This window comes from Mycobacterium sp. (assembly GCF_051006775.1).
In the GTDB taxonomy this organism is placed as follows: Bacteria; Actinomycetota; Actinomycetes; order Mycobacteriales; family Mycobacteriaceae; genus Mycobacterium.
This window is the reverse complement of sequence record NZ_JBPCSX010000167.1, coordinates 1-16163: the sequence shown is the minus strand read 5'-3', so window position 1 is coordinate 16163 and position 16163 is coordinate 1. Positions and strand designations below refer to the sequence as shown.

21 protein-coding genes and 1 pseudogene are annotated in these 16163 nt (G+C 65.9%); 20 read left to right on the top strand and 2 right to left on the bottom strand.

What is annotated here, in order from left to right; genetic code table 11:
* The 15 genes and pseudogenes from ACR2JI_RS12045 to rplO all read left to right on the top strand — a co-directional run.
* Positions 1-107, top strand: a pseudogene (locus ACR2JI_RS12045) (50S ribosomal protein L16); the annotation flags it as partial.
* Positions 107-337, top strand: coding sequence for a 50S ribosomal protein L29 (rpmC, locus tag ACR2JI_RS12040; protein ID WP_526390306.1), 231 nt, complete (start codon positions 107-109; stop codon positions 335-337). The pseudogene ACR2JI_RS12045 and the gene rpmC, both read left to right, overlap by 1 nt.
* Before the next feature lie 3 nt (positions 338-340).
* Positions 341-637: a 30S ribosomal protein S17 gene (gene rpsQ, locus ACR2JI_RS12035; protein ID WP_526390305.1), complete on the top strand. Its 297-nt coding sequence runs from the start codon at positions 341-343 to the stop codon at positions 635-637.
* Between the two features lie 156 nt (positions 638-793).
* Entirely contained in the window at positions 794-3145 is a 2352-nt protein-coding gene (locus ACR2JI_RS12030; RefSeq protein ID WP_526390304.1) for an arylsulfatase, read from the top strand.
* Between the two features lie 2 nt (positions 3146-3147).
* Positions 3148-4023 (top strand): formylglycine-generating enzyme family protein, encoded by an 876-nt coding sequence (locus ACR2JI_RS12025; RefSeq protein WP_526390303.1) that lies wholly within the window; start codon positions 3148-3150, stop codon positions 4021-4023.
* Between the two features lie 175 nt (positions 4024-4198).
* Entirely contained in the window at positions 4199-4567 is a 369-nt protein-coding gene (rplN, locus tag ACR2JI_RS12020; RefSeq protein ID WP_526390302.1) for a 50S ribosomal protein L14, read from the top strand.
* The gene (gene rplX / locus ACR2JI_RS12015) at positions 4568-4891 is read left to right on the top strand and encodes a 50S ribosomal protein L24 (RefSeq protein ID WP_526390301.1); all 324 of its coding nucleotides are present in this window, start codon (positions 4568-4570) and stop codon (positions 4889-4891) included. It begins immediately after the preceding gene.
* On the top strand, positions 4888-5451 hold the full coding sequence (gene rplE / locus ACR2JI_RS12010; protein ID WP_526390300.1) for a 50S ribosomal protein L5: 564 nt from the start codon (positions 4888-4890) through the stop codon (positions 5449-5451). Before rplX ends, rplE begins: the two co-directional genes overlap by 4 nt.
* A gap of 4 nt (positions 5452-5455) precedes the next feature.
* Complete coding sequence (locus tag ACR2JI_RS12005) at positions 5456-5641, top strand: type Z 30S ribosomal protein S14 (protein ID WP_047329118.1); 186 nt, start codon at positions 5456-5458, stop codon at positions 5639-5641.
* Positions 5642-5780: 139 nt separating this feature from the next.
* Positions 5781-6179, top strand: coding sequence for a 30S ribosomal protein S8 (gene rpsH, locus ACR2JI_RS12000; RefSeq protein WP_526390299.1), 399 nt, complete (start codon positions 5781-5783; stop codon positions 6177-6179).
* A 20-nt stretch (positions 6180-6199) separates the two neighbouring features.
* Complete coding sequence (rplF, locus tag ACR2JI_RS11995; protein WP_526390298.1) at positions 6200-6739, top strand: 50S ribosomal protein L6; 540 nt, start codon at positions 6200-6202, stop codon at positions 6737-6739.
* A 2-nt stretch (positions 6740-6741) separates the two neighbouring features.
* Positions 6742-7143, top strand: a complete 402-nt coding sequence (gene rplR, locus ACR2JI_RS11990; RefSeq protein ID WP_526390297.1) for a 50S ribosomal protein L18 — start codon at positions 6742-6744, stop codon at positions 7141-7143.
* Between the two features lie 64 nt (positions 7144-7207).
* Positions 7208-7939 carry a 30S ribosomal protein S5 gene (gene rpsE, locus ACR2JI_RS11985; RefSeq protein ID WP_526390296.1) on the top strand — a complete coding sequence of 244 codons (732 nt, stop codon included), beginning with the start codon at positions 7208-7210 and terminating at the stop codon, positions 7937-7939.
* Between the two features lie 2 nt (positions 7940-7941).
* Positions 7942-8124 (top strand): 50S ribosomal protein L30, encoded by a 183-nt coding sequence (rpmD, locus tag ACR2JI_RS11980; RefSeq protein WP_526390295.1) that lies wholly within the window; start codon positions 7942-7944, stop codon positions 8122-8124.
* On the top strand, positions 8121-8567 hold the full coding sequence (rplO, locus tag ACR2JI_RS11975; RefSeq protein ID WP_526390294.1) for a 50S ribosomal protein L15: 447 nt from the start codon (positions 8121-8123) through the stop codon (positions 8565-8567). Before rpmD ends, rplO begins: the two co-directional genes overlap by 4 nt.
* A gap of 56 nt (positions 8568-8623) precedes the next feature.
* On the opposite strand, the gene ACR2JI_RS11970 is transcribed toward rplO, so the two are convergent.
* Positions 8624-9856, bottom strand: coding sequence for a serine hydrolase domain-containing protein (locus ACR2JI_RS11970; protein ID WP_526390307.1), 1233 nt, complete (start codon positions 9854-9856; stop codon positions 8624-8626).
* Positions 9857-9907: 51 nt separating this feature from the next.
* Here ACR2JI_RS11970 and sppA point away from each other — a divergent pair, with 51 nt between their 5' ends.
* Positions 9908-11701, top strand: a complete 1794-nt coding sequence (gene sppA, locus ACR2JI_RS11965; RefSeq protein WP_526390293.1) for a signal peptide peptidase SppA — start codon at positions 9908-9910, stop codon at positions 11699-11701.
* Here the strand turns inward: sppA and ACR2JI_RS11960 are convergent.
* The gene (locus ACR2JI_RS11960) at positions 11698-12621 is read right to left on the bottom strand and encodes a class I SAM-dependent methyltransferase (RefSeq protein ID WP_526390292.1); all 924 of its coding nucleotides are present in this window, start codon (positions 12619-12621) and stop codon (positions 11698-11700) included. The genes sppA and ACR2JI_RS11960 overlap by 4 nt on opposite strands.
* A 210-nt stretch (positions 12622-12831) precedes the next feature.
* On the opposite strand from ACR2JI_RS11960, the gene secY reads away from it, so the two are divergent.
* The 4 genes from secY to ACR2JI_RS11940 are packed head-to-tail and all read left to right on the top strand — an operon-like array spanning position 12832 to position 16047.
* Positions 12832-14157, top strand: coding sequence for a preprotein translocase subunit SecY (gene secY, locus ACR2JI_RS11955; protein WP_526390291.1), 1326 nt, complete (start codon positions 12832-12834; stop codon positions 14155-14157).
* Positions 14154-14705 carry an adenylate kinase gene (locus ACR2JI_RS11950; RefSeq protein WP_526390290.1) on the top strand — a complete coding sequence of 184 codons (552 nt, stop codon included), beginning with the start codon at positions 14154-14156 and terminating at the stop codon, positions 14703-14705. Before secY ends, ACR2JI_RS11950 begins: the two co-directional genes overlap by 4 nt.
* 13 nt (positions 14706-14718) lie before the next feature.
* On the top strand, positions 14719-15516 hold the full coding sequence (gene map, locus ACR2JI_RS11945) for a type I methionyl aminopeptidase (protein ID WP_526390289.1): 798 nt from the start codon (positions 14719-14721) through the stop codon (positions 15514-15516).
* A 15-nt stretch (positions 15517-15531) separates the two neighbouring features.
* On the top strand, positions 15532-16047 hold the full coding sequence (locus tag ACR2JI_RS11940; RefSeq protein ID WP_526390288.1) for a MarR family transcriptional regulator: 516 nt from the start codon (positions 15532-15534) through the stop codon (positions 16045-16047).
* Positions 16048-16163 lie beyond the last annotated feature (116 nt).

Below are 16163 nucleotides of genomic sequence, written 5' to 3'. Positions count from 1 at the left end.
TCGAGTTGAGCTATCCCGACGAGAAGGTCGCCCGCGAGGCGCTGACCCGCGCAATCCACAAGCTGCCTATCAAGGCACGCATCGTGACCCGAGAGGAGCAGTTCTGATGGCAGTGGGAACCAGTGCCGGTGAGCTGCGTGAGCTGACCGCCGACGAGTTGACCGCCAAGTTGCGGGAGTACAAGGAAGAGCTGTTCAACCTGCGCTTCCAGTCGGCCACCGGCCAGTTGGCGAACAACCGCAGGCTGCGCGTCGTTCGGCATGAGATTGCGCGCATCTACACCGTGCTGCGCGAACGTGAATTGGGTCTGGCCGCCGGACCCGGTGGACAGGACTAAGACATGGCAGACACTAAAGGCTCCCGGCACACTCCGGTTACTGAGAAGGTCCGCGGTCGCCGCAAGACCGTGATCGGCTACGTGGTCAGCGACAAGATGGAGAAGACCATCGTCGTCGAACTCGAGTCGCGGTCACCGCACCCCAAGTACGGCAAGATCATCCGGACTACTACGAAGGTCAAGGCCCATGACGAGGCCGGCAGTGCCGGTATCGGCGACCGGGTGTCCCTGATGGAGACCCGGCCGCTGTCGGCCACCAAGCGGTGGCGCCTGGTCGAGATCCTCGAGCGCGCCAAGTAACAAACGTCTGCGAAAAGCCCACCGCTGCACATGGCGGTGGGCTTTTTGTCTGTCAGGCGGACTACCAGTTCCTGCGAAGTCGCCGCCGATAGCGTCGAACGTGCGCAGATCGTCCTGCGGGACGGTTCGGTACCGGGGCGGGTAACGTCGGATCCCATGGCGGCAGAGTTCAAGGGCAAGATCGCACTCGACATCCGTGACTCCGAACCGGACTGGGGACCGTACGCCGCGCCGACCGCGCCGCAAGACGCCCCCAACGTGCTCTACGTCGTCTGGGATGACGTCGGTATCGCCACCTGGGATTGCTTCGGCGGACTTGTCGACATGCCGGCGATGACCAGAATCGCCGAGCGCGGCGTGCGGTTGACCCAGTTCCACACCACCGCGCTGTGCTCACCGACCCGGGCTGCACTGCTCACCGGTCGCAACGCGACCTCGGTGGGAATGGCCATGGTGGAGGAGTTCACCGAGGGCTTTCCCGGCATCAACGGCCGTATCCCCGATGACACCGCACTGATCTCCGAGGTGCTCGCCGAGCGCGGGTACAACACCTACTGCCTCGGCAAGTGGCACATGACCCCGCTGGAGGAGTCCAGCCTGGCCGCCACCAAACGGCACTGGCCGCTCTCCCGCGGGTTCGAGCGTTTCTACGGATTCCTCGGCGGCGAGACCGACCAGTGGTATCCGGAATTGGTCTACGACAACCACCCCGTCGAGGCGCCCGCCACTCCGGAGCAGGGCTACCACCTGTCCAAGGACCTGGCCGACAAGACGATCGAGTTCATCCAGGACGCCAAGGTGATCGCGCCGGATAAGCCGTGGTTCTCCTATGTCTGTCCCGGCGCCGGGCACGCCCCCCACCACGTGTTCAAGGAGTGGGCCGACAAGTACGCCGGTCGCTTCGATATGGGCTACGAGCGCTACCGCGAGATCGTGCTGGCCAACCAGAAGAAGCTCGGCGTGGTGCCTGCCGACACCGAACTGTCTCCGATCAACCCCTATCTCGACGTCAAGGGCCCCAACGGTGAACCGTGGCCGCTGCAGGACACCGTGCGGCCCTGGGACTCGTTATCAGATGAGGAGAAGCGGCTGTTCGCCCGGATGGCCGAGGTGTTCGCCGGCTTCCTGTCCTACACCGACGCCCAGATCGGCCGGATTCTGGACTACCTCGAGGATTCCGGCCAGCTGGACAACACCATCATCGTGGTGATCTCTGACAATGGCGCCAGCGGCGAGGGCGGACCCAACGGAAGCGTCAACGAGGTCAAGTTCTTCAACGGGCTCATCGACACCGTCGAAGACAGCATGAAGTGCTACGACGAACTCGGTGGCCCACAGACCTACAACCACTATCCGATCGGTTGGGCGATGGCGTTCAACACGCCGTACAAGCTTTACAAGCGCTATGCCTCGCACGAGGGTGGAATCGCCGATACCGCGATCATCTCCTGGCCCAGCGGAATTCGCGCCCACGGAGAATTTCGCGACAACTACGTCAATGTCGCAGATATCACGCCGACGATCTACGACCTGCTGGGAATCGCTGAGCCGGCGACGGTGAAGGGGATCGCGCAGAAGCCGCTTGAGGGAGTGAGTTTCAAAGCGGCACTGGATGATCCGGCCGCCCCCACCGGCAAGGACACCCAGTTCTACACCATGCTCGGGACCCGGGGTATCTGGCATGAGGGCTGGTTCGCCAACACCGTGCACGCCGCCACGCCCTCGGGGTGGGGAAACTTCGACAAGGACCGCTGGGAGCTGTTTCACATCGAGGCAGATCGCAGCCAATGTCATGACCTGGCGGCCGAGCATCCCGAGAAGCTCGCAGAGATGCAGAAGCTGTGGTTCGCCGAGGCACAGAAGTACAACGGCCTGCCACTGGCCGACTTCAACATCTTGGAGGTGATCGGACGGCCGCGGCCCTCACTGGCCGGTGACCAAACCAGCTACACCTACTACCCGCACACCGCTCCCGTCCCGCTGGGGGCCTGCGTCAATATCGCGGGCCGGTCCTTCTCGGTGCTGGCCGAGGTCACGGTGGAGAGCCCGGATGTGCGCGGTGTGCTTCTCAAACAGGGTGCCGGTCACGGCGGCTACACGCTGTTCGTCGCCGACGGGCGCCTGCACTTCGTGTACAACTTCTTCGGCGAGTTGGAGCAGAAGGTTTCATCGCCCGATCCGGTGCCGATGGGCAAGCACGTTGTGGGCGTGGGCTTCGCCCGGACCGGGACGGTCGAGGGCAGTTTCGTCCCACTGGGCGATGCCACCCTGTACGTCGACGACGCCGCTGTGGCCACCCTGCCCGGTGTCAAGGCCCACCCCTTCATCTTCGGCATCGCCGGCGGTGGGGTCAGTGTGGGCCGCAACCTCGGCCAACCGGTCTCGCAGTCCTATCAGGCGCCGTTCGAGTTCACCGGCGGCACGATCACCAAGGTCACCGTCGATGTGTCCGGGCAGCCCTATACCAACGCCGAGCGGCAGTTCGCGGCTGCGTTCGCCAAGGACTGAGCATGCTCACCGACCTGGTCGATCTACCCGGCGGCTCGTTCCGGATGGGCTCGACGAGCTTCTATCCCGAAGAGGCGCCGATCCATACCGCCACCGTCGCGCCGTTCGCGATCGAACGTCATCCGGTGACCAACGCGCAGTTCGCCGAGTTCATCGATGCCACCGGTTACGTCACCGTCGCCGAACGGCCGCTGGACCCGGCGCTGTACCCGGGTGTGGCGCCCGAGGACCTGCTGCCCGGGGCGCTGGTATTCCGCGGCACCCCGGGCCCGGTGAACCTTGGGGAGTGGCGACAGTGGTGGGACTGGGCGCCGAGTGCGCATTGGCGTGCCCCCTTCGGGGCCGGCAGTGATATCGCCGGCCGCGAGGACCACCCCGTCGTGCAGATCGCCTACCCCGATGCCGGCGCGTATGCGGCATGGGCCGGCCGCCGGCTACCCACCGAGGCCGAATTCGAGTACGCGGCGGGCGGGGGTTCGACCAGTGCCTACCCCTGGGGTGAGGAGCCCCACGTCGACGGGCAGCTGATGGCAAACACCTGGCAGGGCTGTTTTCCGTACCGCAACGACGGTGCGCTCGGCTGGGTGGGAACCTCGCCGGTCGGCACCTTTCCAGCGAACGGATTCGGCCTGGTCGACATGATCGGCAACGTCTGGGAGTGGACCACCACCAAATTTGCCCGGCAACACGTGCTCGATGCGCCGGCAAAAACTTGCTGTCCGGCCTCCGCGGAGCCCGATCCGGCCCTGATCCAGGCCCTCAAAGGCGGTTCGCACCTGTGCGCGCCGGAGTACTGCCACCGATTCCGCCCGGCGGCCCGCTCGCCGCAGTCCCAGGACAGCTCGACCACCCACATCGGTTTCCGCTGCGTGGTCTGACCACCGATTTGGCTCATCGCCGCCCTCTCACCTAGTATTTGGGGGTTGCCTCGGGCAGACCTCGGCCGGCTTTCATCAGTCAGCCCTGCGTGCCCTGGGGAAACGAAGACCACGCACGACGGGTTTCTTTCTGCTTGCGCAGGAATCCTTCGCGTGCACAACTGAGGGAGATCTGGTGATTCAGCAGGAATCGCGGCTCAAGGTCGCCGACAACACCGGTGCCAAGGAGATCCTCTGCATCCGGGTGCTGGGCGGCTCGTCGCGGCGCTACGCCGGTATCGGCGACATCATCGTGGCCACGGTCAAGGACGCGATCCCGGGCGGCAACGTCAAGCGCGGCGACGTGGTCAAGGCCGTGATCGTGCGCACCGTCAAGGAACGCCGCCGTCCCGACGGCAGCTACATCAAGTTCGATGAGAACGCCGCGGTGATCATCAAGAACGACAACGACCCGCGTGGCACCCGCATCTTCGGCCCGGTCGGCCGCGAGCTGCGTGAGAAAAAGTTCATGAAGATCGTCTCGCTGGCCCCGGAGGTGCTGTAGATGAAGGTCCACAAGGGCGACACCGTTCTGGTCATCGCCGGCAAGGACAAGGGCGCCAAGGGCAAGGTCATTCAGGCCTTCCCCGAGCGCAACCGGGTCCTGGTCGAGGGCGTCAACCGGATCAAGAAGCACACCGCGCAGTCGCAGAACGAGCGGGGCGCATCCTCGGGCGGCATCGTCACCCAGGAGGCCGCGATCCACGTCTCCAATGTGATGGTCGTGGACGCCGACGGCACGCCCACTCGCATCGGCTACCGCGTCGATGAGGAGACCGGCAAGCGCGTCCGCATCTCCAAGCGCAACGGCAAGGACATCAAGAAGTGACAACACCTACGAAAGTTCAGCCGCGGCTGAAGCAGCGCTACCGCGAAGAGATCAAGGCCGCGCTCAACAACGAGTTCAACTACGCCAACGTGATGCAGATCCCCGGCGTGGTCAAGGTCGTCGTCAACATGGGCGTCGGCGACGCCGCCCGCGACGCGAAGCTGATCAACGGCGCGGTCAACGACCTCGCCCTGATCACCGGTCAGAAGCCGGAGATCCGCAAGGCCACCAAGTCCATCGCGCAGTTCAAGCTGCGCGAGGGTATGCCGATCGGTGCCCGCGTCACCCTGCGCGGTGACCGGATGTGGGAGTTCCTGGATCGGCTGGTGTCCATCGCCCTGCCCCGTATCCGCGACTTCCGCGGCCTGAGCCCCAAGCAGTTCGACGGCCATGGCAACTACACCTTCGGCCTCGCCGAGCAGTCGGTGTTCCATGAGATCGACGTGGACTCCATCGACCGCCCGCGCGGTATGGACATCACCGTCGTCACCTCGGCGACGACCGACGACGAAGGCCGCGCACTGTTGCGGGCCCTGGGCTTCCCGTTCAAGGAGAACTGAGCAGATGGCAAAGAAGGCTCTGGTCAACAAGGCCAACAAGAAGCCGAAGTTCGCGGTGCGGGCCTACACCCGCTGCAACCGATGCGGCCGTCCGCACGCCGTGTACCGCAAGTTCGGCCTCTGCCGAATCTGCCTGCGCGAGATGGCGCACGCCGGCGAACTGCCGGGTGTGCAGAAGTCCAGCTGGTAACAGGCTCCACGAGACTTTTCAGTCCAAAACAGGTGCGCAGCAGGCCCACACGGGAACCGCTGCGAGGAAGGTAGACAGGCTCAGTCATGACTGCGATGACGACGATGCAGAGCGCCGCGATGAAGAGGAGCAGCGCTCGATGACGATGACGGACCCGATCGCGGACTTTTTGACGCGTCTGCGCAACGCCAACTCGGCGTACCACGACGAAGTGACCCTGCCGCACTCGAAGATCAAGGCGAATATCGCCGAGATTCTCAAGCGTGAGGGCTACATCACCGATTTCCACACCGAGGATGCTCGGGTGGGGAAGTCGCTGGTGGTCAAGCTCAAGTACGGCCCCAACCGCGAGCGCAGCCTCGCCGGTCTACGCCGGGTGTCCAAGCCCGGCCTGCGGGTCTACGCCAAGTCCACCAACCTGCCCCGGGTCCTCGGTGGCCTGGGTGTGGCGATCATCTCCACGTCCTCCGGTCTGCGGACCGACCGCCAGGCGTCCCGTGAGGGCGTCGGCGGCGAAGTCCTCGCGTACGTGTGGTAGCGGAAGAGGGGTAGAGGTTCATGTCTCGTATTGGTAAGCAGCCCGTCCTGGTTCCGGGCGGAGTGGATGTGACGATCGACGGACAGACCGTGTCGGTCAAGGGCCCCAAGGGCGCCCTGGAACTCGCGGTCTCCGAGCCGATCATGGTGTCGCGCAACGACGAGGGCGCCATTGTGGTGACCCGGCCCGACGACGAGCGGCGCAGCCGTTCGTTGCACGGCCTGTCCCGCACCCTGGTGGCCAACCTCATCACCGGTGTGACCGAGGGCTACACCAACAAGATGGAGATTTACGGCGTGGGCTACCGCGTGCAGCAGAAGGGGTCGAGCCTGGAGTTCGCCCTCGGCTACAGCCACCCGGTTCTCATCGATCCTCCGGAGGGCATCACCTTCGCGGTCGAGAGCCCGACGAAGTTCTCTGTGTCCGGTATCGACAAGCAGAAGGTCGGCCAGATCTCGGCGGTCATCCGTCGCCTGCGCCGCCCCGACCCGTACAAGGGCAAGGGCGTGCGGTACGAGGGTGAGCAGATCCGCCGCAAGGTCGGAAAGACAGGTAAGTAGACATGGCTGAGACAACAACCGTCGACCGCAAGCCGATCGGAACCACGGCATCGGCAGCTCGCCGGGCCGCGCGGCTCCGTCGGCACAACCGGTTGCGCAAGAAGGTCGTCGGCACCGAACAGCGCCCGCGTCTCGTGGTCAACCGCTCCGCGCGGCATATCCACGTGCAGTTGGTCAACGACGCCACCGGCACCACCGTGGCGGCGGCCTCCTCCATCGAGGCCGACGTCCGCGCGGTGGCCGGCGACAAGAAGGCCCGCGCCAAGCGGGTCGGTCAGCTGATCGCCGAGCGCGCCAAGTCCGCCGGCGTGGAGGCCATCGTGTTCGACCGCGGCGGCAACACCTACGGCGGGCGGATCGCCGCACTGGCCGACGCCGCCCGCGAGAGCGGACTGAAGTTCTAGCCGGCGGGCAGGAGCGAAGCGACATGGGAATTAATTTGATGATTCGTAACGGAAGGACCGCATAATGGCGGACCAGACTTCGGCACCTGAGGTCCCCACGGACACCAGCGCCCCCTCAGCGGGAACGCGGAGCGACGAACAGCGCGGCGGCGACCGCGGTGGCCGTGGCGGAGACCGCGGCCGGCGCGACGACCGTGGCGGTCGTGGTGGACGCGATAACCGTGACGGCGGTGAGAAGAGCCAGTACCTGGAGCGTGTTGTCACGATCAACCGGGTGTCCAAGGTGGTCAAGGGTGGCCGCCGGTTCAGCTTCACCGCCCTGGTCATCGTCGGTGACGGCCACGGCATGGTCGGCGTCGGTTACGGCAAGGCCAAAGAGGTCCCGGCCGCGATTGCCAAGGGTGTGGAGGAAGCTCGCAAGAACTTCTTCCGGGTGCCGCTGATCGGCAGCACCATCGTGCACCCGGTGCAGGGTGAGGCGGCCGCCGGTGTGGTCATGCTGCGCCCGGCCAGCCCCGGTACCGGTGTCATCGCCGGCGGCGCCTGCCGCGCGGTGCTCGAATGTGCCGGCGTGCACGACGTGCTGGCCAAGTCGCTCGGCAGCGACAACGCGATCAACGTGGTCCACGCCACCGTTGCCGCGCTCAAGCTGCTGCAGCGTCCCGAGGAGGTGGCCGCCCGTCGCGGTCTGCCCATCGAAGACGTCGCCCCGGCCGGCATGCTGAAGGCGCGCCGGGAGAGCGAACTGCAGGCCCGGCATGCCGCCGCTGCTGCCGCGCACGAAGGAAGCGCATAACCATGGCCGAACTGAAAATCACCCAGACGCGCGGCACCGTGGGTGCCCGCTGGAAGCAGCGTGAGAGCCTGCGCTCGTTGGGCCTGAAGAAGATTCGCCAGTCGGTGGTCCGTGAGGACAATCCGCAGACCCGCGGATTGATCAGGGTCGTGCACCACCTCGTGGAAGTAGAGGAAGTCAAATGACCCCGATCAAGCTCCACGATCTGCGCCCCGCACCGGGTGAGAAGAAGGCCAAGACCCGCGTCGGCCGCGGCGAGGGCTCCAAGGGCAAGACCGCAGGCCGTGGCACCAAGGGCACCAAGGCGCGTAACAACGTCCGGGTGGGCTTCGAAGGTGGCCAGATGCCGATCCACATGCGGCTGCCCAAGCTCAAGGGCTTCCGTAACCGGTTCCGCACCTCCTACGAGGTGGTCAACGTCGGCGATATCAGTCGGCTGTTCCCTTCCGGCGGCGACGTCACCCTCGAGGAGCTCGTCGCCAAGGGTGCGGTCCGTAAGAACACGCTGGTGAAGGTTCTCGGCGACGGCAAGCTGACGGTGAAGGTCAACGTGACCGCGCACAAGTTCAGCGGCAGCGCCCGGGACAAGATCACCGCCGCGGGCGGATCGGTCACCGAGGTTTCATAGGAATCAGTACCCGTGAAAAGCCCCCGCCCCTCGGCGGGGGCTTTTTCGTTGCGCTGTCAGTTCTGCGGGCGGGCACCCAGCACGTCGCCGAACAGCGCCTGTCGCACCCGAAGTTCGCGCGGGTCGCTCAACAGGTGGAACCCCAACCGGTTCATCGTGTACGCGAATCCGACACCGGTGTCGGGGTCGGCGAACCCGAATGAGCCGCCGAATCCAGGCGTGCCGAAGGCCTGATCTGATGATCCGAATGTGAAGTGTCCGATCGGCTTACAGAACCCCAGCGAGTACTCGGAGTCGACCCGCAGGACCTTGTCGCGAACTCCTCCGGACGGATTGCGTGCCGGTGCCCGTAGCTCAGCGATCGTGGTGTCGGTCAGACCCAGCCGACGCTCTGCCGCAGCGGCAGCACCGTACAGTTCGGCGACTGCTCGCGCGTTTCCGTTGCCATTGGCGGAGGGGATCTCGACCCTGCGTACCTCATCGCGGTTGTAATCGCCGTCGAAGGCGTTGACGTCGGAGGGCACCGAGACTGCGCGCGCAGTCAGGCCGACGGGATTGAGGGCGGCGCCCAGAAATCCGAGCGGCATCTGGTGGACATGCAGCAGCGATTCGGGCCGCTTCCAGTTATGCACGTGGGCGACGCGGTCACGGTCGACAGTTGCCGGCAGGCCGATGTGGACATCGAGTCCCATCGGGCCGGCGATCTCCTCGGCCAGGTATCGGCCGAGCGTGCGTCCTGCCGGGTCGGTTCTGCGGATGAGCTCGGACTTGTACCAGCCGATGGTGATGGCGTGATAGCCGTGGCGTGTGCCCGGCCGCCACGCGGGCTTCTGGCTCGCGAGGATGGCTGACAGCCGCTGCGGATCGGCGACATCCCGCAACGTCGGCTTCGCGTCCAGTGCGCACAGCCCGGCCTGATGGGCCAGCAGCTGGCGCACGGTCACCTCGCCCTTGCCGTGCGCGGAGAACTCCGGCCAGTGCTCGCTCACGCGATCGTCATAGCTGAACAACCCCTTCGACACGGCGTGTGCCACCGCCAGTGCGGCCACGCCCTTGGTCGTCGAGAACATGTTGACGAGCGTGTCGTGCTGCCAGGGCGTCTTGGTGATTCCGTTGCGGTAGCCACCCCACAGATCGACGACCTTGATGCCGTCGCGATAAACAGCCAGGGCGGCGCCGACTTCTGAGCGCTCGGCAAAGTTCGCGCGGAATGCGTCGGCGACCTTGCCGTAGCCCTCATCGACGCCGCCACCGATGAGATCGGACGGGACGTCGACCTTGAGCACCATGCGGAAAGTATCCACCTAACGGCAGTCGGCGTGGTCGGTAGGCTCATTGTCATGTTCGCCTTCCTGCCCGGTATCCCCGACGAGGTGCGCGGCTTCATGAAAACGGGAGCTCGTAAGTTCGACACCGCCCGACATCACGGTGTGCCCAGCGACTGCGTGCTGGAGCTCGATCTGCAGTCCGTGCCGGCGGAGACCGCTGGCTTCGACCCGGTGCGGTTGGTCACCGGAGCAGGCCGTCCGATGATCCTGCGTGAGGCGGTCGCCGCCATCCACCGGGCCGCCGAGGATGACCGGGTCGCGGGATTGATTGCGCGGGTCCAGTTTCCGGCCGCACCCCCCGGGCCGGTGCAGGAATTACGGGAGGCCATCGCGGCGTTCACCGCGATCAAACCATCGCTGGCCTGGGCTGAGACCTACCCCGGAACGCTGTCGTACTACCTTGCCTCGGCATTCGGCGAGGTCTGGATGCAGCCCTCCGGCACCCTCGGCCTGATCGGTTTCGCTACCAACGCCCTGTTTTTACGTGATGCGTTCGACAAGGCCGGAGTGGAGGCACAGTTCGTTGCCCGCGGGGAGTACAAGTCGGCGGCCAATCTGTTCACTCAGGCCAGTTACACCGACGCCCATCGCGAGGCTGACAGCCGACTCATCGAAAGCCTGCACACCCAGGTGTGGCAGGGCATCGCCGAATCCCGTGGGCTGGCAGCCGAAACCCTTGACGCCATGGCGGACCGGGCGCCGCTACTTCGTGATGATGCCGTCGACTCCGGCCTTGTCGACCGCATCGGATTCCGCGACGAGGCCTACCGTCGGATCATCGAACTGACCGGCGCTGAGATCCCCGACGCAGATTTCGATGCCGATTCCGATGCTGCTCCACCGCGGTTGTACCTGTCCCGCTACGCCCAGAGCCGCAAGCCATCAGTGCCGGGACGCAACCGGCTCCGCCGTTCTTCCACGCCGACCATCGCGGTGGTGACGGTGGCCGGTCCGATCACCAGCGGCCGCGGCGGTCCGCAGGTGCTGCCGTTCTCGCGGTCCAGCGCCGGCGGGGACACCATCGCCGCCGCGCTGCGAGAGGCGGCATCCGACGATGAGGTGAAAGCCGTTGTGCTGCGGGTGGATAGCCCCGGCGGTGCCGTCACCGGATCGGAGACCATCTGGCGGGAGGTCAGCCGGATCCGCTCGACCGGGCGGCCGGTGGTTGCCTCGATGGGTGGGGTCGCCGCATCCGGCGGTTACTACATCGCGATGGCCGCCGACACCATCGTCGCCAATCCGGGAACCGTCACCGGTTCTATCGGTGTGGTGACCGGCAAGCTCGTCGCCCGCGAACTCAAGGAGCGGCTCGGAATCGGGTCGGACCGCGTGCGCACCAATGCCAATGCCGACGCCTGGTCGGTCAATGACCGGTTCACTCCGGAGCAACACGCACTGGTGGAGGCCGAGGCGGACCTGTTTTACAACGACTTCGTCGGGCGGGTCGCGAAGGCCCGTGGGATGTCGGTCGCCGACGTCGACGCCGTCGCCCGGGGTCGGGTGTGGACCGGCGCGGATGCGTATGAGCATGGACTGGTCGATGAACTCGGCGGACTGCGTACCGCGATGCGACGGGCCAAAATACTGGCCGGGCTGGATGTCGATGCTGAGGTGCGGCTGATGAGCTTCCCGGGCTCGTCGGTGCGGGATTACCTGCGGCCCAGGGCATCTTCGCAACCGGCCGCGGTGTCGCTGTCCGATATGGCCGCACAGCTGTTCGGGTCGGTGGCCGGTGATCTGCTGGAGCGCGCCGATCGGGCGCAGGCCGGCAGCAGCGCGCTGTGGGTGGGGGACTGGCGGTTCTAAGTCGCGCTAGCCCCGCGGGTGGCGCTGACGTAGATGATCTCGCCGAGCGGATCGTAGTCGCCACGGTCGGGCGGCTGTAATCCGTTGCGGATGAACAACTCTCCACCGGGAACACCGGTGACCTTCCAGCCCAGCGAATCCAGGTAGTCGACGACATTGTTGCGCGGGCCGGGGTAGATCAGCGAGGGCATGTCGAGGTTCAGTCCCCGCTCTCGCAGGTTTGCCGACATCTCTCGGGCCCGTTCGGCGTCGTAGTCGACCAGGCCGGGAACTGACTCGGTTGCCACCGTGCTGCCCGGTGCACTCAACGCGGTGATGGTGTCCAGGAGTCGGTCCTGGGCCTCCGGCGGGAGGTAGATCAGCAGGCCCTCGGCCAGCCACGCGGTCGGGGCGGACGGGTCGAATCCGGCCGCCCGGAGGGCAGTGGGCCAATCCTCGCGCAGGTCGATACCGACGGTCCGGACGGTGGCGATCGCCGTCGCGCCCAGATCCGCCATTGCCGATGTCTTGAACCCGATCACCGCGGGCTGGTCGACCTCGTAGACGACCGTGCCCGGCGGCCATGCCAGTCGGTAGGCGCGGGAGTCCAGGCCGGCGGCCAGTATCACCACCTGGCGGATACCGCCGACTGCGGAACCGGCGAAGTATTCGTCGAAGAATTTGGTGCGCATCGCCATCCCGGCGATCATGGCCTGGATCCGCTCAGGCCCGGCATCCCCGAATGGCGAGGTGTCGAGTCGTCCGTCGATCATGTCGACGAAGAACCCGATGCCGACGGCGCGCACCAGGGGTTCGGCGAACGGGTCGTCGATCAGGTGGCGCGGATCCCTGGTGGCCATCGCCCGCCCTGCCGCCACCATGGTGGCTGTGGCCCCCACGCTGGAAGCCAGATCCCACGAGTCGTCATCTGCGCGTGCCATCCGGCAGCCTCCCACCTGGGGCGGCAGGCTGCCGCCATGCTTAGCTAATATAACCAGCTGGACGGTTTCGCGGCCTGCCTGGGACAACTGTTAGTCTCGTAGACTGATCCAGCGCGCGCTTGTGCACGCTGAAGAAGGTTTACCGCCAACGCTGGCCAGGGCCAGCCGCATCGGCACGTCGCGACCTCGTCCGGCTGCCCAGGAGGAAGAGTGCTTTCGGCTTTCATCTCGTCGCTGCGTACGGCCGACCTGAGGCGGAAAATCCTTCTCACGCTGGGCCTGGTCATCGTGTACAGGTTCGGTGCGTCGCTGCCGTCCCCGGGCGTCAACACCAAGAACATTCAACAGTGCATCGAGCAGGTCAGCGGTGGGGCCGGGGCGCAGATCTACTCCCTGATCAACCTGTTCTCCGGCGGCGCTCTGCTGCAGCTATCGGTGTTCGCGGTGGGCGTGATGCCCTATATCACCGCCAGCATCATCACCCAGCTGCTCACCGTGGTGATCCCTCGCTTCGAGGAACTACAGAAGGAGGGTCAGGCCGGTCAGGCCAAGATGACCCAGTACTCGGGTTACGTCTCGGGGGCGCTGGCCCTCCTGCAGGCCACCAGCATCGTGGCCCTTGCCGCCAACGGCGGCCTGCTGCAGGGCTGCTCCGAGGACATCCTGCTCGACCACAGCATCTTCTCGCTGATCGTCATCGTGCTGGTGATGACCGCCGGCGCCTCGCTGGTCATGTGGATGGGTGAACTGGTCACCGAGCGCGGAATCGGCAATGGCATGTCCCTGCTGATCTTCGCCGGCATCGCTGCCCGAATCCCCGCCGAGGGCAAGTCGATCCTGGACAGCCGCGGCGGCCCGGTGTTCACCGCCGTGTGTGTCGCAGCCCTGGCGATCGTCGTCGGTGTGGTGTTCGTCGAGCAGGGTCAGCGCCGGATCCCGGTCCAGTACGCCAAGCGCATGGTCGGCCGCAAGATGTACGGCGGAACGTCGACCTACCTGCCGCTGAAGGTCAACCAGGCCGGCGTCATCCCGGTCATCTTCGCCTCGTCGCTGATCTACATCCCGCACCTGATCACACAGCTCGTGCAGAGCGGTAAGGGCGGCCCCGGCAACGGCTGGTGGGATCGTTTCGTCGCTGATCACCTCACCAACCCGGCTGATCCGATCTACGTCGCGATCTACTTCGGCCTGATCATCTTCTTCACCTATTTCTATGTCTCGGTGACCTTCAACCCCGTTGAGCGGGCCGACGAGATGAAGAAGTTCGGCGGGTTCATTCCCGGCATCCGTCCGGGTAAGCCCACCTCGGACTACCTGAGCTACGTGTTGAATCGCATCACCCTTCCCGGCTCCATCTACCTGGGTCTCATCGCCGTGCTGCCAAACCTGTTCCTCCAAGTCGGCAACAGCGGTAGCGTGTCGAATCTGCCGTTCGGTGGCACCGCGGTCCTGATCGCGATCGGCGTCGGCCTCGACACCGTCAAGCAGATCGAGAGCCAGTTGATGCAGCGCAACTACGAAGGGTTCCTCAAGTGAGAATCGTGCTGTTGGGGCCGCCGGGAGCGGGCAAGGGGACTCAGGCCGTCAAGCTCGCCGAGAACCTGGGCGTTCCGCAGGTGTCGACCGGTGACCTGTTCCGGCACAACATCAGCACGGGAACAAAGCTCGGCCTTGAGGCCAAGAAGTACATGGACGCCGGCGACCTGGTCCCGGCCAGCCTCACCAACGCACTGGTCGACGACCGGCTCGACGACGCCGATCTGGCGGGCGGTTTCATCCTCGACGGCTTCCCCCGCTCGGTGGAGCAGGCCGAGGCGCTGCACGACATGCTGGCCCGCCGCGGACTCAAACTCGACGCCGTACTGGAATTCCGGGTGCCGGAGGAGATCCTGGTGGACCGCCTCAAGGGCCGCGGCCGCGCCGACGACACCGAGGACGTCATCCGCAACCGTTTCAAGGTCTACCGGGACGAGACCGCGCCGCTGTTGGATTACTACCAGGGCGAGCACGAACTGCAGACAGTCGACGCCGTCGGCGAGCTCGACGAGGTTTTCGCGCGCGCGATGCATGCGCTCGGTCGCTGACGTCTGACCCCTGATGGTGTCCCTGCCCGGACTGCGCAGCCGCAAGACCGTTCCGGCCCGCTCCGCTGGTGAACTCGATGCGATGGCAGCCGCCGGAGCGGTGGTCGCCTCGGCGTTGCGGGCGGTCCAGCAGGCCGCCGGCGCCGGGGTCTCCACTCACGATCTCGACGAGGTCGCGGAGACGGTGATCCGCGAGTCCGGTGCGATCCCGTCGTTCCTGGGCTACCACGGCTTCCCGGCCAGCATCTGCTCTTCGGTCAACGACCGCGTGGTGCACGGCATCCCGAGCCGCGATGAAACCCTCGCCTTCGGCGACCTGGTTTCGATCGACTGCGGGGCCATCCTCGACGGTTGGCACGGCGATGCCGCGATCACCTTCGGTGTGGGCGCGCTGATTCCCGCCGACGAGGCGCTCTCTGCCGCGACCAAGCACGCAATGGAATCCGGGATCGCCGCGATGGTGCCGGGCAACCGCCTCACCGATGTGTCCCACGCCATCGAGAAGGGCACCCGAGCAGCGGAGCTGACCCATGACCGCCGGTTCGGCATCGTGGAGGGCTACGGCGGCCATGCCATCGGCCGGCAGATGCACATGGACCCGTTCCTGCCCAATGAGGGTGAACCGGGTCGCGGCCCGATGCTGGTCGCCGGGTCGGTTCTGGCGATCGAACCGATGCTGACGCTGGGCACGACGCGGACCCGGATCCTCGACGACGAGTGGACGGTCATCACGAGCGACGGGTCGCGGGCGGCGCACTGGGAGCACACGGTGGCGGTGACCGATTCCGGGCCGCGGATTCTGACCCTCTGACCCGGCTGAAAACCCATGCCCGCGGAAAAGGTGGAAAAGGCGGAAAAGCGCGATCCGATCGCCGCGGCCCGCACCAACTGGGAGCGGTCCGGCTGGGGTGAGGTGGCCGACGGCATGGTGGCGGTCACCTCGGTGATGCGGGCCCATCAGATCCTGCTGGCCCGGGTGGAGAACGCGCTGCGGCCCTATGATCTGAGCTTTTCGCGATTCGAACTGCTGCGACTGCTTGCCTTCAGCCGCACCGGGGCCTTGCCGATCACCAAGGCATCTGATCGTCTGCAGGTGCACGTCACCAGCGTCACCCACGCCATTCGGCGGTTGGAGGCCGACGGCTTGGTGACGCGGGTGCCGCATCCCACTGACGGACGCACCACTCTGGTGCAGATCACCGAGTTGGGGCGCTCCACCGTCGAGGATGCCACCGTGACGCTCAACCAGCAGGTGTTCGCCGACATCGGTATCGGCACCGAACAGGCTGGGGCACTGGTTGATTCAATCGAGACGCTGCGCCACCACGCCGGCGACTTCTAGCACCGTGGCGGTCAGCGCAGGGTCTGAATGACTGCGCTGAAGTCCAGATCGGGGTGCTCGGCGTTGAAGTCGGCGTAGATCTGGGCGGCGTGGCTACCCAGCGGTGCCGCTGCGCC

Bases quoted from the DNA above. Each gene is read 5' to 3' on its own strand.
- ACR2JI_RS11960 (WP_526390292.1), bottom strand. From the start codon at position 12,621: ATGGCACGCGCAGATGACGACTCGTGGGATCTGGCTTCCAGCGTGGGG.
- ACR2JI_RS11940 (WP_526390288.1), top strand. From the start codon at position 15,532: ATGCCCGCGGAAAAGGTGGAAAAGGCGGAAAAGCGCGATCCGATCGCC.
- rpmC (WP_526390306.1), top strand. From the start codon at position 107: ATGGCAGTGGGAACCAGTGCCGGTGAGCTGCGTGAGCTGACCGCCGAC.
- rplR (WP_526390297.1), top strand. From the start codon at position 6,742: ATGGCTGAGACAACAACCGTCGACCGCAAGCCGATCGGAACCACGGCA.
- rpsE (WP_526390296.1), top strand. From the start codon at position 7,208: ATGGCGGACCAGACTTCGGCACCTGAGGTCCCCACGGACACCAGCGCC.
- ACR2JI_RS12030 (WP_526390304.1), top strand. From the start codon at position 794: ATGGCGGCAGAGTTCAAGGGCAAGATCGCACTCGACATCCGTGACTCC.
- sppA (WP_526390293.1), top strand. From the start codon at position 9,908: ATGTTCGCCTTCCTGCCCGGTATCCCCGACGAGGTGCGCGGCTTCATG.
- ACR2JI_RS12025 (WP_526390303.1), top strand. From the start codon at position 3,148: ATGCTCACCGACCTGGTCGATCTACCCGGCGGCTCGTTCCGGATGGGC.
- rpmD (WP_526390295.1), top strand. From the start codon at position 7,942: ATGGCCGAACTGAAAATCACCCAGACGCGCGGCACCGTGGGTGCCCGC.
- rpsQ (WP_526390305.1), top strand. From the start codon at position 341: ATGGCAGACACTAAAGGCTCCCGGCACACTCCGGTTACTGAGAAGGTC.
- map (WP_526390289.1), top strand. From the start codon at position 14,719: ATGGTGTCCCTGCCCGGACTGCGCAGCCGCAAGACCGTTCCGGCCCGC.
- rplX (WP_526390301.1), top strand. From the start codon at position 4,568: ATGAAGGTCCACAAGGGCGACACCGTTCTGGTCATCGCCGGCAAGGAC.
- rplO (WP_526390294.1), top strand. From the start codon at position 8,121: ATGACCCCGATCAAGCTCCACGATCTGCGCCCCGCACCGGGTGAGAAG.
- rplF (WP_526390298.1), top strand. From the start codon at position 6,200: ATGTCTCGTATTGGTAAGCAGCCCGTCCTGGTTCCGGGCGGAGTGGAT.
- ACR2JI_RS12005 (WP_047329118.1), top strand. From the start codon at position 5,456: ATGGCAAAGAAGGCTCTGGTCAACAAGGCCAACAAGAAGCCGAAGTTC.
- ACR2JI_RS11970 (WP_526390307.1), bottom strand. From the start codon at position 9,856: ATGGTGCTCAAGGTCGACGTCCCGTCCGATCTCATCGGTGGCGGCGTC.
- rpsH (WP_526390299.1), top strand. From the start codon at position 5,781: ATGACGATGACGGACCCGATCGCGGACTTTTTGACGCGTCTGCGCAAC.